Source organism: Rhizobium quercicola (genome assembly GCF_021168455.1).
GTDB classification, from domain to species: domain Bacteria; phylum Pseudomonadota; class Alphaproteobacteria; order Rhizobiales; family Rhizobiaceae; genus Ferranicluibacter; species Ferranicluibacter quercicola.
Window position 1 is genome coordinate 170,013 of the sequence record NZ_JAJOZR010000002.1, and the last position, 14,160, is coordinate 184,172.

Sequence of the window (14,160 nt, forward strand, 5' to 3'; positions counted from 1 at the left end):
GCCCTTAGTCTTTAATCGTCGCGTTCGACGCCGATCAGATTTCCGGGCAGCCGTTCCGGTTGGCGAAGGTGATGCGCTGCGGGCCGCGGCGGGTCATGCCTTCCACGACAACGCGGCGGTCGGTGACGCGCACGACTTCCGGATCGCGCAGACCCGAGTCGCGCGCGGCCGCGCGGGCTTCGCGTTCGCCGCACCGGTCGCGACCGCGCTCGCGGCGGGATTCGCGAATGACGGGACGGATGCCGTCCGGTCCGACGCGCAGTTCCACGCCCTGCGCATTGGCAACGCCTGTAAAGCCGGCCGCGCCGCCGGCGGCGATCGCCAGCGCAATGCCGGCAGAGGCTAGAATTTTCTTCATGATGCTATCTCCCACGCGCGGTGTCGCGCCCTCAGAACGCGGGATAATTCGCGAGCGCGCATTTGGTTCCAAATGCCTGCCCCGGAGGGGGTTGCGCGAGGAGACCGCGTGGGCACTGCTGCGCTCGGGGCGCGTGTCCCGCCCCGAGCGCCATGCCTGTCCTCAGTCCTCGCTTTCGAGGGCCGCGGGCTCGATGGCGACCGGCTCCAGCGTGTCGCGTCCACCGGCGATGATCGAGCGCTTGCCGACGTGGTTGGCTGCGCCGACGAGGCCTTCGCGTTCCATGCGCTCCACCAGCGAGGCGGCACGGTTGTAGCCGATCTGCAGGCGGCGCTGGATGTAGGAGGTCGAGCACTTCTTGTCGCGTAGCACCACCTTGACGGCCTTGTCGTAGAGGTCCTGTCCGTCTTCTTCGGCCATGCCGGACTTGTCGAACACGGCCGTATCCTCTTCGGGCGCGTCCTCGACCTCGTCGGCGTCCTCGGTGACGGTGCCGAGATATTCCGGACGTCCCTGCGCCTTCAGATGGTTGACGACCTTCTCGACCTCTTCGTCCGAAACGAAGGGCCCGTGGACGCGGGCGATGCGTCCGCCGCCGACCATGTGCAGCATGTCGCCCTGACCGAGCAGGTGTTCGGCACCCTGTTCGCCGAGGATGGTGCGGCTGTCGATCTTCGAGGTGACCTGGAAGGAGATGCGCGTCGGGAAGTTGGCCTTGATCGTGCCCGTGATGACATCGACCGAGGGGCGCTGCGTCGCCATGATCAGGTGGATGCCGGCGGCGCGGGCCATCTGGGCGAGCCGCTGGATCGCGCCTTCGATCTCCTTGCCGGCGACCATCATCAGGTCGGCCATCTCGTCGACGATGATGACGATATAGGGCATCGGTGCGAGGTCGAGTTCCTGTTCCTCGAACACCGGTTCGCCGGAACCGCGGTCGAAGCCGGTCTGGACCGTCGTGAACACCGTTTCGCCCTTGGCGCGCGCGATCGCCGCGCGGCCGTTATAGCCGTCGATATTGCGCACGCCGAGCCGCGACATCTTGCGATAGCGGTCCTCCATTTCCCGGACCGCCCATTTCAGCGCCATCACGGCCTTCTTCGGGTCGGTAACGACGGGGGTGAGCAGATGCGGGATGCCGTCATAGATCGACAGTTCCAGCATCTTCGGATCGACCATGATCAGGCGGCATTCCTCAGGCTTCAGGCGATAAAGGAGCGACAGGATCATCGTGTTGATCGCCACCGACTTGCCGGAGCCCGTCGTGCCCGCGACGAGCAGATGCGGCATCTTGGCGAGTTCCGCCACGACCGGCTCGCCGCCGATCGTCTTGCCGAGGCAGAGCGGCAGCTTGAACTTCGTTTCCTCGTAGCTGTGTGACTCGATCATCTCGCGGAAATAGACGGTTTCGCGCACCGGGTTCGGCAGTTCGATGCCGATGACGTTGCGGCCGGGAACGACGGCGACGCGGGCGGACAGCGCCGACATGGAGCGGGCGATATCGTCGGAAAGGCCGATGACGCGCGAGGATTTGACGCCCGGTGCCGGCTCGAATTCATAGAGCGTGACGACCGGACCCGGCCGCACGTCGATGATCTCGCCGCGCACGCCGAAATCTTCCAGCACGCTTTCGAGCAGGCCCGCGCTCTGTTCCAGCGCCTCCTGGCTCATGGAGGTGGTCTGCTGGATCACCGGTTCCTGCAGAAGCTCGACCGACGGCAGCTGGTAACCTTCCATCTCCGGCAGAACCGAGAGATCGATGGCGCGCGCAGCGGCGCTCAGCTGCAGCGACGGCGTCAGCCGGGCGGCAAGCTGCGTGGCCCGGATGCGCGGCTTGACGGCGGCCGGCGCGTCCTCGGCAGGCTCGGGCGCGGCCAGCACTTCGGCGACCGGTTCCGGTGCGGCCTGCGGCTCCGCCTCGGCGACCGCTTCGACCGGTGCGGTCCCGTCCATGGCGGAGGGGGCCGCGACCTTTGCCGGGCCGACCTCGATCACGCGATAGAGCGCCGTGACCGATTCCGGGCTGGTCCGGAAGGCGATCGTCGGCGGCACGGGGGCAGGCGTTTCGGCCGCAAACGGGATCGCCATGGTTTCGCGCCCGGCTTTCACCGATGCCGTTTCCCGGATAGCAGGCGCCGGGATGAGGGAGAGCGACGGATCGAAATCCGGGTTGGAGAGCAGCGTTTCGAAGAAGATCGCATCGTTGATCGCGAAGCTGAAGGCGCGGGGCGCCAGCGAGACCGGCGCGGGCGTCTCTGCCGGGGCAGCGACGTCTTCGATCGCGGGTGCGGCTTCGGCTTCGGGCTCGGCGGCCACGACGACACTCTCCGGCTCAGTGTTTGCCGGTGCGTCCAGCTGCGCCATCTGCGGCCAGGCATCGGCCTGGGCGAATTCGCGGCGCAGCTTCAGGGCCAGAGCCAGGGCGCCGCGCGCGGTCGCGAAATCGGGTTCCGGCAGATCGAAGGTCTGTGTCATTTCGGGTCGTTCCATCGAGGCCGTTGCCTCTGTCATGTCGGAGATCGACGCTGGGGGATGCTCGTCGATCTGTACCATTTCGAGCATGGGCGGCGATTTCGGGCTGCGCTTGGGATAGGCGCTGTCCGGCGTGCGGGTGAAGCGGACGTTCGGGCCGATGACGAAGTTGCTCTGCCAGATCGGCGCGCGTCCTTCGATCTCGCCGGCGGCCATCTCGTCGGCATTCTCCGTATCGGTGCCCGACAGGAAAGCGCCGCCGAGCGTCTCCGGCGTACCGTAGATCCGCTTGACCGGCTCGATGCGCGGGGGCGCATCCTCCGCCTTCGCATTGTCGATACCGTGGGGAAGATTCGTTCTGGATAGACGCATGGGAACCTGCAAACTCGGGAACATGAGGGCCGATGGGCACCTCTATTCAATAGAAAATAAAGGTTAATCAGCCCTTTCCACGCAGCGCCGGCAAGGAGGACGAAAGACTGGCGTGCCGGTGCAAAGCTATTGTAATCCTTGGCTTAAGGATTTGCGCCCACACGAAATGCGCAAAAAAATTTCTCGAAAGGGTGGAACCCGTCGGCAAAGCGGGTCATTAATGTGTCCGGCGGAAATGTGCAGGCGCGACCCGCCCGCGTCGAAGCAAATGTGAGGAGACGCAGATGAACACTCTACTGCCAGAACTTCACCAGGGGCATGCTCCGATTACGCTGCATCAGCTGTTCCGCGAGGCGATCGACGCCTACGAGGAATGGGACGGGGGCGCGGATGCGCCGACCATCTACTTTCAGGGTGCACTCCTGCCGATCGCGCTGGTCTTCGATCATATGCGCGGATGCACCGATATTCTGCCGACGTCCGTCCGGGAGGTGGTGACGTCGCAGCTGACCAAACCGTGGTCGAGCGAGAGCCCGCTCGACGATATGACGGTCTCCACGGCTGCCCGGATCATGGGTATCATGATCCGCAAGCGCCAGGTGCGCAGCGGACGGGCCGATATCAACGCCTTCCTTCGCAGGATGGAGCGACAGCAGGCGCATCGCCTCGTTCGCACGTAAGTCAAAGGGGCCGCGAAAGTGGCCCCTTTCTTGTGGGGGAGGCCTCCCATGCGCGGGCCTACCCGATGATGGCAGACGTTAACGGAACGTGAAAACCGCTTGCTGGCGGACGAAACCCGTGTTGTAATCCACCGCTGATGACATGACCGCATATGTGTGAACGCATGCGCCCGGACGTTACCTCTTCATCGAGGACGACCAGGGCGAGGGCATCCGGTTCAACGATCCGACACCTGCTGGAGGCGGCAGGAAGGGAGGAATGATATGACGGTTCACGACCTTTCCGCGTCCGGCCGACGCGCATCCGGCGACCCGCTCGACATCGCGGTGGTCGGCCGTGGCTTCTCCGGCATCATGATGGCGATCGCCCTTCTGAAGACGGTGACGCAACCCTTCCGGCTGCGCCTGTTCGATCCGGCGCCCACGATCAGCGGCGGCCAGGCGCTGGCCGGCGCCCGCTCGACGGAAATCCTCAACAGCCGCGCCCGCGATCTTTCGGTCGCGACCGGGGAGCCGAAGGATTTCACGCGCTGGCTGCAGGCGAGCAGCGAATTTCGCGATGCCGTGTCTGCCGCCATTCCCGGTTTCGGGCAGATCTTCGTGCCGAAATCGATCTTCAGCGACTATGTCTACCAGCGCTTTTCCGAGGCGCTCGCCCAGCGGCGCGACGTGACGGTGCAGATGTCGCACGACGTCGCCGACGATATCCGTCGGCTCGATCATGGCGGCGTTCGCCTCGGCTTTGCCGATGGTGGCGCCATGGTGTTCGACGACGTGATTCTGGCGACGGGCTACGGCCTGAAGGCCGATGCGGGCGATGTAGCGCGGGCGCTGACCCGCGAGATCACGACGCCGCAAAGCATCGAGAAGCATGTGATCGTCATGGGCAGCGGCCTTCGCGCCGTGGATCAGGTGCTGCAGCTGCGCGATGCGGGTTTCGCCGGCCGGATCTCCATCCTCTCGCGCCGCGGCTTCCTGCCCCAGCCGCACACGCGGCTGGCCGCCGATTCGGTGTTTCCCACCCAGCCCATGCCCTCGCAGCTGCGCCATATCCTGCGCTTCGTGCGCGAGGCCTGTGCGGAGGCGGAGGAGAACGGCTGGAGCTGGCAGGCGGCCATGAACGGGCTGCGCAAGCGCGCCAGTTCGCTCTGGTCGTCCCTTCCGCCCAGCGAGAAGCGGCAGTTCAACCGGCATCTGCGCTCGATCTACGACGCTCACCGCAACAGGCTGCCGGCCGACGTCCATGCCCGGCTGGAGCGCGAGCTTGGAGCGGGGCTCACCGAACTGCGGCGTGGCACGGCGCTGCGCCGCTCCTCTCAGGGCCTCGTCGTCCGCTGGGCGGGCGAGCAGGCGGAAAGCCTGTTCACGGCCGACCGCATCATCGATTGCCGCTGCCTCTCGGCCGATCTCGACGTGCCAGTGATCGCCGCCGCTCTCCGCAACCAGCTCGCCGTCACCGACGAGCTGCACCTCGGCCTCTCCGTCAATCCGGCCGGCGAGCTTCTCGATGCGCGGGGACGCTCCCTCGGCCTCTTCGCCATCGGCCCCCTCGGCCTCGGCTCCCTGCCGGATATCGATCTGGTGCCGGAGATCGTCGCCCAGACCTATGCCGCCGCCGCCCTCATCGATATGCGCGCCCGCCCGCAGCGTCAGGCCGGCTGACGCGCCAGCGCCGCCGATCGGGAAGCGGGCCGGCCGGGAGAGGGTCCCGGATCTCAGATGCCTGTTCCTGGGCTCGCGACCCCCTCTCCGGATGTGCCTCCGCATTGACAATGACGGGGTCCGGACGGAGAGTGGCGCCGGAACCGGCCGCCTCGAGCAGGCCGGACCTTGAGGGGGAAATACGGCATGCGCGCGACACTTCGGTTCTCCTTGGGCCTCTTGATGCTGCTCGGCTCGCTGGGCTCGGTCGCAGCCGCCGGCGGGCGGACCGTCGCGACGACGAAAGATCACGACTATTTCGGCTTCGACCTGCGCACGGAGCAGAACCTGTCGCTCGCCGACTGCGAAAAGGTCTGCATCGCCGATCGCAACTGCCGGGCCTTCACCTACAATCCCAAGGTGAAGTGGTGCTTTCTCAAATCCGATTTCCACACGCTGAATGCCTTCCCCGGCGCGGTTGCCGGCCGCATCGTGGACGCCGCCAGCGCCGGCCCGGATATCGGTGCCGCCCTTTCTCTGCCCTTCCTGTCGGAGGAGCTGGTCAGCCAGGCGCGCGAGGCCAAGCGCGCGCTCGTCGTGCCGGAGGATCGCGCAGACGCCGGTCGCGCGGCGCTCGTTGCGCAGGCCGCCCGCGAACGGCAGGAAGGTGCCAACGAGGCCGCGCTCCAGAGCCTCATGGCCGCGCTCGCGATCGATGCCGAGGATGGCCGCGTGTGGACGCAGGCGTCCCGCACCGCGAACCTCATCACCGGCAATGCGACCGTCGCCAACCAGTCGGCGCTTGCCGCCATCAATGGCTACGAGCTCTCGCGCACCGCCACCGATCGCGCCGATGCGCTCGCCATGCTGGCGCAGGCACTTGCCGCCACCGAAAGCTTCCGTCCGGCGCTCGAAGCCTACAAGGCGAGCCTCGCGCTCGTGGAAAACCCGACGATCCGCGCCGCGTTTGCCGATCTGCGCAGCAAGAACGGCTTTCGCGTGATCGGCAACACGGTGGAGGCGGAAGCCGTATCGCCGCGCGCCTGCGTCCAGTTTTCCGAGCCGCTGCAGCCGGGCGTCGATTATACGCCCTTCCTGACGCTGGATAGCGCAGCGCCGCAGGCGGTCGAGGCGAAGGACAGCCAGATCTGCGTCGAGGGTCTGACCCACGGCCAGCGCTACAAGCTCGCGCTGCGCCCCGGTCTCCCCTCGTCCGTCGAGGAGCCGCTCGAGGCGGCCGTCGATCTCGATCTCTATATTCCCGACCGCCCGGCCATGGTCCGTTTCACCGGCGACAGCTTCGTGCTGCCGATGACCGTGCGCCGCGGCATTCCCCTCGTGTCGGTCAACACGACCAGCGCCAACCTCAAGCTCTATCGCGTCGGCGATCGCAACATCGCCCAGCTGCTGACGAATTCGCAGTTCCTCACCCAGCTCGACGGCTACAGCGCCGACCGCATCCGCGACGAGAGCGGCGAACTCGTCTGGCAGGGCACGATCGACCTCCAGACGGATCTCAACAAGGAGGTCGTCACCAGCTTTCCGGTGGACGAGGCCCTGCCGCAGCGCAAGCCCGGCGTCTACGTGCTGACGGCCGTGTCGGCGACCGGCGCCTCCAACGAATGGGACAACCGGGCCACGCAGTGGTTCGTCGTGTCCGATATCGGGCTCTCGACCTTTGCCGGCACCGATGGCCTGAGCGTCTTCACCCGCTCGCTCTCGTCGGCAAAGCCCCTGTCCGGCGTCGCGCTGGAGCTCGTCGCCAAGAACAACGAGGTGCTGGGCACCGCGACCACCGACGCCGATGGCCGTGCCGTCTTCGCCGCGGGTCTTCTGCGCGGTGGGGATGCCACGCTGCCGGCCGTCATCGCGGCCCGCGCCGGCAGCGACGACTATGTCTTCCTCGACATGACGCGCGCCGGCTTCGACCTGTCGGACCGCGGCGTCACCGGCCGCCCGGCCCCGGGCGCCGTCGATGTGCTCACCTGGACGGAGCGCGGCATCTATCGGGCCGGCGAAACGGTGCATGTGTCGGCGCTCGCCCGCGATCCTGCGGCAAGTGCCGTTTCCGACCTGCCGCTCACCTTCGTCTTCCTGCGCCCGGATGGCGTGGAGGACCGCCGCATCGTGTCGTCCGACAGCAAGCTCGGCGGCTACACGCTCGACATGGTCCTCCAGCCGAACGCCATGCGCGGCACGTGGACGGTGCAGGTCTTCACCGATCCCAAGGCGAAAGCCATCAGCGAAAAGGCGTTTCAGGTCGATGACTTCGTGCCGGACCGCATCGAATTCGACCTTGCGAGCACTGCGCCGGCCATCACGCCCGGTACGCCGGTGCCGGTCACCGTCGATGGACGCTTTCTCTATGGCGCGCCGGCAGCGGGTCTCGAACTCGAAGGCGACGTTCTTCTGAAGCCGACGCAGGAAAGTGCCGACTACCCCGGCTACGTCTTCGGCCTTGCGGACGAGGAGAATACCGAGGACAGCCGGCAGACGCTCGACATGCTGCCGCCGCTCGATGCGGACGGCAAGGCGAGCTTCGATGTCGATCTCGCCGACGTCCCGGCCACGACCCAGCTCGTCAACGCCACCGTCGCCGTGCGGCTTCAGGAAGCCGGCGGACGGGCGGTCGAGCGGACATTGGAGCTTCCCGTGCGTGCCGAAACCGACCGGATCGGGATCAAGCCGAATTTCAGCGGTGCTCTGACCGAGAATTCCACCGGCACGTTCCATGTGATCGGCATCGGGCCGGATGGCGCCCGCAAGGCGATGACGGGGCTGACCTGGAAGCTCCTGAGCGTCGAGCGGCAATACCAGTGGTATCGGGACGGCACGGCGTGGCGCTACGAGCCCATCCTGTCGACCAAGCTTCTGTCGAACGGCACGGTCGATGCCCCTGTTGGTCCCGGCGTCGATGGCGGCACGGTCAGCGTTCCCGTCACCTGGGGCCGCTACCGCCTGGAGATCGCGGCGCCCGGCGGCGATCCGGTTTCGAGCGTCGAGTTCGATGCCGGTTTCTATGTCGCGGCGACCTCCACCGAAACGCCCGACGGGCTCGAGATCGCCCTCGACAAGGACAGCTACAAGGTGGGGGAAACCGCCACCCTCAACGTCTCGCCGCGGTTTGCCGGCGAACTTCTGGTCACCGTCGGGTCCGAAACGCTGATCGCGACCAAGACCGTCTCCATTCCCGCGACCGGCGACAAGATCGCCCTGCCGATCACCGCGGAGTTCGGCGCCGGTGCCTATGTCACGGCCACGCTCTATCGTCCCGGCGACGCGCAGGAAAGCCGCATGCCGATGCGCGCCATCGGCGTCAAATGGCTGTCGGTCGATCCGGCCGAGCGCAAGCTCGATGTGTCGCTGGCGCTGCCGGACAAGACGCTGCCGAGGCAGACGCTGAATATCCCCGTGACCGTTGCCGGCACGGGTGTCGGCGAGGAAGCCTATGTGACGCTTGCCGCCGTCGATGTTGGCATTCTCAACCTCACGCGCTATCAGGCGCCGGATCCCGACGGCTGGTACTTCGGCCAGCGCCGTCTCGGCCTCGAAATCCGCGATCTCTACGGCCGGCTGATCGATGGCTCGCTGGGGGCGACGGGACGTCTGCGCACCGGCGGCGACGGCGGTGCCATGGCGCTGCAGGGCAGCCCGCCCACGGAAAAGCTGGTCGCCTTCTTCTCCGGGCCGGTCAAGCTCGATGCCGAGGGCAAGGCCATCATCGGCTTCGATATTCCGCAGTTCAACGGCACCGCCCGCGTCATGGCCGTGGCCTGGACGAAATCCGGCGTCGGCCATGCGAGCGCCGATGTCGTCATCCGCGATCCCGTCGTCGTTACCGCCAGCCTGCCGAAGTTCCTGGCGCCCGGCGACAGTGCCGAGCTGCGCCTCGATATCGCCAATACCGACGCCCCGGCCGGCGATCTCGCGATCACGGTCGAGGCCGATCCCTCCCTCTCCGTCGATACGGCGTCGCTCGCCCAGAGCTTCGCCATTCCGGCCGGCTCGAAGATCGATGTGACCCTGCCGCTGAAGGGCGTGCATCCGGGCGACGGGACCGTCACCGTCAAGATCGCCGGGGCCGATGGATTGTCGCTCGACCAGACGCTGTCGATTCCTGTCCGGCCCGCCTCGCTTCCCGTCACCACGCGTCTGCCGGTGGAGCTGAAGCCCGGCGCGAGCCTCGTCGTGGACGAGGGCCTGCTTGCGGAGAGCCAGCTGCGCGGCGCGTCGGTCAGCCTCAGCGTCAGCCGGGCTGCCGCCTTCGACATTCCGGCGCTTCTGATGGTGCTCGACCGCTACCCCTATGGCTGCGCGGAGCAGACGACGAGCCGCGCGCTGCCGCTTCTCTATCTCAGCGAACTTTCGGCGCAATCCGGTCTGCCCGAGGATGCCGACGTGCGGACGCGGGTTCAGGATGCGATTCACCGCGTCCTCTCCTACCAGTCCTCGTCGGGCAGCTTCGGGCTCTGGGGTCCGGGGTCCGGCGATCTCTGGCTCGACAGCTACGTCACCGAGTTCCTGACCCGTGCCCGCGAAAAGAATTTCGACGTGCCGGAACAGGCCATGGTGCAGGCGCTCGACAATCTGCAGAATTCGCTGTCCTACGATGTCGATGTGACCGAGCAGGGCAATGGCATCGCCTATGCGCTCTACGTTCTCGCGCGCAACCGGAAGGCCGCGATCAGCGATCTGCGCTACTATGTCGATACGAAGCTCGACGCCTTCCCGACCGCCCTGTCCAAGGGCCATCTGGCCGGAGCCCTGTCGCTTTATGGCGATGCGAACCGTGCCGAAAGCGTGTTCTCGCAGGCCGCGACGATGTCGCAGGCGGCGAAGATCTCCGACCTTGCCCGGTCGGACTACGGCTCCGCGCTTCGCGACGATGCGGCGGTGCTCACGCTTGCGGCCGAAAGCCGCCCGGTCCCGACGATCATTCCGGCCCTTGCCAGAAAGGTCGCTGCTGCCTGGGACCGGTCATCGACCACCAGCACCCAAGAGCAGTTGTGGATGTTGCTTGCGGCGCGTGCCGTGTCGGGCGGCGACGAAGGCCTCGCTTTGACGGTGGACGGCGTGGCGTCATCCGGCGCCTTTGCCGCCCGCAAGACCGGCGACGAGATCCTCGCCCGTCCCGTCACCATCGCCAATGCCGGCAAGGACCCGGTGACGGCAACGGTGACGACGGTCGCTGCCCCCGCCTTCCCCTTGCCGGCCGGCGGCAACGGCTATGCCATCGAGCGGAGCTACTACACGCTCGACGGCGAGCCGGCGAATGTCAGCGAGGCCCGGCAGAACGAGCGCTATGTCGTGGTGATCAGGGCGACCGATCTCAACCCCGGTCCCGCCCGCATCCTCGTTACCGACCTCCTGCCCGCAGGCTTCGAGATCGACAATCCGACGCTGGTGGACAGCGCCAAGCTGTCGAATTTCGAGTGGCTGGGCGAAATGCAGGCGGCCCATAGCGAGTTCCGCAGCGACCGCTTCGTCGCCGCCTTCGACCATGCCGCCGCCGATGCGAACGAGATGACGGTCGCCTATGTCGTGCGTGCCGTCACCCCCGGCACCTACGATCATCCGGCCGCAACCGTCGAGGATATGTACCGCCCGCAATTCTCCGCGCGCACGGCAACGGGTCGCATGGAGGTTCAGGCGGTCGAGTGATGCGTCTGTCGTTGCGCCCATCCGCCGTCTCTGGCCGTTTCGCCCGGACCCTCGCGGCCGCCCTCGTCGGCGGCAGCATTCTGGTCGGCCTTGGCGTGTCCGCCGGTTTCGGCATCGATGCAGCCGATCATGCCTATCCGCCGCCGCTCGATGGCGCAGCGCTTGCGACCTCCGCCGAAATGGTCGATCGCGATGGCCGGCTGTTGCGGGCCTTCGCGACAGCGGATGGCCGCTGGCGGCTGAGGACGACGGCGCAGGATGTCGATCCGCAATTCGTCCGCATGCTCATCGCCTATGAGGACCGACGCTTTGCCGAGCACGGAGGAATCGATCTCCGTGCGCTCGCGCGTGCCGCCGTGCAGTTCGTCACCCACGGCCGCATCGTTTCCGGCGCCTCGACCCTCTCCATGCAGGTCGCCCGGCTGATCGAGCCGCGCGAAAGCCGCTCGCTCGGGGCGAAGATCCGGCAGATGGCCCGCGCCTGGCAGCTGGAGCGCCGGCTGACCAAGGCGCAGATTCTCGATCTCTATCTCACCCACGCGCCCTATGGCGGCAATCTGGAAGGCGTGCGCGCGGCAAGCCTGGCCTATTTCGGCAAGGAGCCGCGGCGGCTGACGGTCGCGGAGGCCGCCCTCCTCGTCGCCCTGCCGCAGTTGCCCGAACGACGGCGTCCCGACCGGCATCCGAAGGCGGCCGACGTCGCGCGGGCCCGTGTGCTGGAGCGGGCTGCCGTTGCCGCCGTCATCGGCGAAGGCGAGGCGGAGCGGGCGGCCATGACGCGTGTCCCCGAAAGCCGTCGTGCGCTGCCGACGCTCAGCCCGCATCTCGCCGAAACTGCACGCCGCAAGGCGCCGGCCGCACCGACGCTCCACACGACGCTCGTCGCGCCCGTCCAGGCCGCGCTGGAGGCTGTCGCGAAGACGGCCGCCGAGCGGGCGGGGCCGCGCATTTCGGTCGCCATGGTCATGGCCGATGCGGCGACCGGGGAGATCCTGGCCGAGGTGGGATCGGCGGATTATCTCGATTCGAGCCGCAAGGGCTGGATCGACATGACCCGCGTGCCGCGCTCGCCGGGATCGACCCTGAAGCCTTTCATCTACGGGCTCGCCTTCGAAGAAGGGCTGGTGTCGCAGGAGACGATGATCGAGGACCGGCCCGCCGACTTCTTCGGCTACCGTCCGCGCAATTTCGACATGACCTATCAGGGCGACGTCACGATCCGGCAGGCGCTGCAACTGTCGCTGAACGTGCCGGCCATCCGGCTTCTGGATGCGGTCGGCCCGTCGCGGCTGATGCTGCGCATGCGGCGGGCGGGCCTCAACCCGGTCCTGCCGCCACAGGAGGCGCCGGGTCTTGCCATCGGCCTCGGCGGTCTCGGCGTGACGCTGCGCGATCTGGTGCAGCTCTATGCCGGGCTGGCCAATGAAGGCCGGCCCGTGCGGCTCGGCGACGGGGTGGATTCGGTGCCCGGGCCGATCGCCGGCGAACCCATGCTGGAGGCGGCGGCGACATGGCAGGTTGCCGATATTCTCTCGGGCGTGCTGCCGCCTGCCGGCAGCGCCCGTCGCGGCATCGCCTACAAGACGGGCACGAGCTACGGCTATCGCGATGCCTGGTCGGTCGGATATGACGGCCGGACGGTGCTCGGCGTCTGGGTCGGCCGCGCCGACAATGGCGCCGTGCCCGGCATCACCGGCTATGCGACGGCGGCACCGGTCCTGTTCGAGGCCTTTGCCAAATCCGGCATCGCCGGCGTGCCGCTGCCGCGCGCGCCGGCCGGCGCCGTGCGCATCGCGGCGCAGGACCTGCCCATCAGCCAGCGCCGCTTTTCCATGACGACGAGCGGCCTTCTGCGCGCCAGCATCCGCGAAGCCGCACCGCAGATCGTCTATCCGCCGGAAGGCGCACGCGTCGATCTCGGCAAGGATGTCGCCGGCATGCCACTGCCGCTGATGCTGAAGCTGCAGGGTGGGCGGGCACCGTTCCGCTGGCTGGCAAACGGCCGGCCGCTCGCGGACCTCACGCAGCGGCGCATCAACCCGTGGGTGCCCGACGGGGCCGGCTATTCCACGCTGACCGTCATCGATGCCGCAGGCCGGGCGGCCAGCGTTCGGGTGTTTCTGCAGTAGACTTTGATCCCAAGGCCCGCCGGCGTCAGTTCTTCTCGTCGAGAGCCTTCAGGACGCGCCGCAGCAGCTCCTCTTCCTCCAGCACGCCATGGCGATAGAGCGTAAGGACGAGGGCTGCCACAGGGTTGCTGGCATCGCTGTCAGGCGCGATCTTGCGCTTCTTGCGGGCGGCGTCATAGACGCGCTGACAGAGATCGACATGCTCGGGCAGCATGGGTTGGTTACGCCAAGGCATCGGTTCCGTCTCTTCTCTTTCCAGCTGCCGGCCGAGAGGCGGACAGATTATGCGTTCGGGATATGACCCGGATGAAAGGAGGTGGTTTCGGGCAAAAGTGTAAAACCTCATTTGGTCCGTTTTGCGGAAAAAATAATAGGCCCGACGAAAAAAGGAATGCGTAGAAGGAAAGAATTCTCCAGCGCCGACGTCTTATAAACGGGGAGCCGGCTTGAAGAGGCAAGGTTGTCGTCTGTGTTTTTACGAAACGTCTTTCCTCCCGTACTACAACTTTCGCGGCATATTGAAATGGCCCGGCGAAACGTTACGTCCCAAAGAAAGGAACGCGTGGCGGTGAGAACCGCGGCGGATCGACCAACAGGGCTGCCGCAGGGCAGCCGGGAGCATGTCATGCTGGGCTCGTATGTCTTTCAGGAAGGCACCGTCATTACGCCGACGGAAATGGATATGCTCTTTCGCGTTTTCCAGCGCCTCTGCGATCATCGCCAGATTCCCAGCACCGGACCGCAGGCGGAGATCGAGGCTGCCTATCTCGTCGCCCTCTTCAGCGACGGCCTGAACACGGAAGAGCTTCTGTGGAGCGTGGTCGCCGCAGAGGCGTGAGGCCGTTGC

At 66.8% G+C, this 14,160-nt stretch carries 8 protein-coding genes; 5 read left to right on the plus strand and 3 right to left on the minus strand.

Annotated elements, in window-relative coordinates:
- Positions 1-34 precede the first annotated feature (34 nt).
- A complete protein-coding gene (locus LRX75_RS04270; protein ID WP_231812207.1) occupies positions 35-358 on the minus strand; it encodes a hypothetical protein in 324 nt (107 codons plus the stop codon).
- Positions 359-520: 162 nt separating this feature from the next.
- Complete coding sequence (locus tag LRX75_RS04275) at positions 521-3,202, minus strand: DNA translocase FtsK (protein ID WP_420851145.1); 2,682 nt, start codon at positions 3,200-3,202, stop codon at positions 521-523.
- A 284-nt stretch (positions 3,203-3,486) separates the two neighbouring features.
- On the opposite strand from LRX75_RS04275, the gene LRX75_RS04280 reads away from it, so the two are divergent.
- From LRX75_RS04280 to pbpC, 4 genes are all read left to right on the plus strand, one after another.
- Positions 3,487-3,882, plus strand: coding sequence for a BRA0787 family protein (locus tag LRX75_RS04280; RefSeq protein WP_113149859.1), 396 nt, complete (start codon positions 3,487-3,489; stop codon positions 3,880-3,882).
- Positions 3,883-4,146: 264 nt separating this feature from the next.
- Positions 4,147-5,544 carry an FAD/NAD(P)-binding protein gene (locus tag LRX75_RS04285; protein ID WP_231812209.1) on the plus strand — a complete coding sequence of 466 codons (1,398 nt, stop codon included), beginning with the start codon at positions 4,147-4,149 and terminating at the stop codon, positions 5,542-5,544.
- A gap of 186 nt (positions 5,545-5,730) precedes the next feature.
- Entirely contained in the window at positions 5,731-11,184 is a 5,454-nt protein-coding gene (locus LRX75_RS04290; RefSeq protein ID WP_231812211.1) for an alpha-2-macroglobulin family protein, read from the plus strand.
- Positions 11,184-13,313, plus strand: coding sequence for a penicillin-binding protein 1C (gene pbpC / locus LRX75_RS04295; RefSeq protein ID WP_231812213.1), 2,130 nt, complete (start codon positions 11,184-11,186; stop codon positions 13,311-13,313). Before LRX75_RS04290 ends, pbpC begins: the two co-directional genes overlap by 1 nt.
- 25 nt (positions 13,314-13,338) lie before the next feature.
- Here pbpC and LRX75_RS04300 read toward each other — a convergent pair whose 3' ends face one another.
- Complete coding sequence (locus tag LRX75_RS04300; protein WP_162742919.1) at positions 13,339-13,548, minus strand: hypothetical protein; 210 nt, start codon at positions 13,546-13,548, stop codon at positions 13,339-13,341.
- A gap of 390 nt (positions 13,549-13,938) precedes the next feature.
- Between LRX75_RS04300 and LRX75_RS04305 the strand changes: the two genes are divergently transcribed.
- Entirely contained in the window at positions 13,939-14,151 is a 213-nt protein-coding gene (locus LRX75_RS04305) for a hypothetical protein (protein WP_113149855.1), read from the plus strand.
- Positions 14,152-14,160 lie beyond the last annotated feature (9 nt).